Annotated in this window: 1 protein-coding gene; it reads right to left on the reverse strand. The window is 55.8% G+C overall.

Translation table 11 applies throughout. The features are described 5' to 3' along the window. Positions 1–12: 12 nt before the first annotated feature. Positions 13–738, reverse strand: a protein-coding gene (locus tag PQU92_RS18750; protein ID WP_438263837.1) for an IS5 family transposase whose coding sequence is annotated in 2 segments (ribosomal slippage) — positions 13–440 and positions 440–738 — 727 coding nt annotated over the 2 segments. Because the reading frame shifts where the segments join, the coding sequence is not laid out codon by codon here. This gene is flagged as partial in the annotation.

The following is a 738-nucleotide window of genomic DNA, read 5'->3' on the forward strand; positions in this document are numbered from 1 at the left end:
TAGGTTCGAGACTCAATCAGTCCACCAAGTAATTGCGATAGCAATAGCGATGGCGGCAGCAAAATTGGCTGCGAGTTTGTCGTATCGGGTGGCGATGCGTCTCCAGTCCTTTAATCGGCAGAACATGCGCTCGATCTGATTGCGCTTTTTGTAGGCGATAGGATCGAACGGATGGAACCGCTTTCGGGTTTTGTTATTAGGAATGACAGGTATGGTTCCGCGCTCCATCAAGAAGCGACGCAAGCCATCACTGTCATAGGCGGCATCGGCAGATAGGGTTCGTGCTCTGGGCAGGGGAGCGATAAGGGGCAGGGCCGCGCGAATATCTCCCAACTGCCCAGCCGTCACGTCAAAGGCCAGGGGCTTTCCACAACCGTTTGTTACGACATGGATTTTAGTCGTGCGGCCACCGCGTGAGCGACCGATGGCCTGGTTGTGCGCCCCCCTTTTCCGCCTGCGGCGGACCGGTGAGCCTTGGCGGTCGTAGAGTCGATCATATGTTCATCGTTGGGAAAGGCCTTGACCAAAGCCTCCAGCATTTTGTGCCATATGCGCCGTCCCGACCAGCGGTGAAAGCGATTATAGATAGTGGTCGGCGGGCCGTAGACAGAAGGACAATCCTGCCACCGGCATCCGGATTTTAGAACGTGAATAATGCCACTGATGATCCGACGATCATCATCCCGCCGTGCACCGGAATAGACCTTGGGCAAGACAGGCTCGATTGCCGACCATTGC

Source organism: Asticcacaulis aquaticus (assembly GCF_028550415.1).
GTDB classification, from domain to species: domain Bacteria; phylum Pseudomonadota; class Alphaproteobacteria; order Caulobacterales; family Caulobacteraceae; genus Asticcacaulis; species Asticcacaulis aquaticus.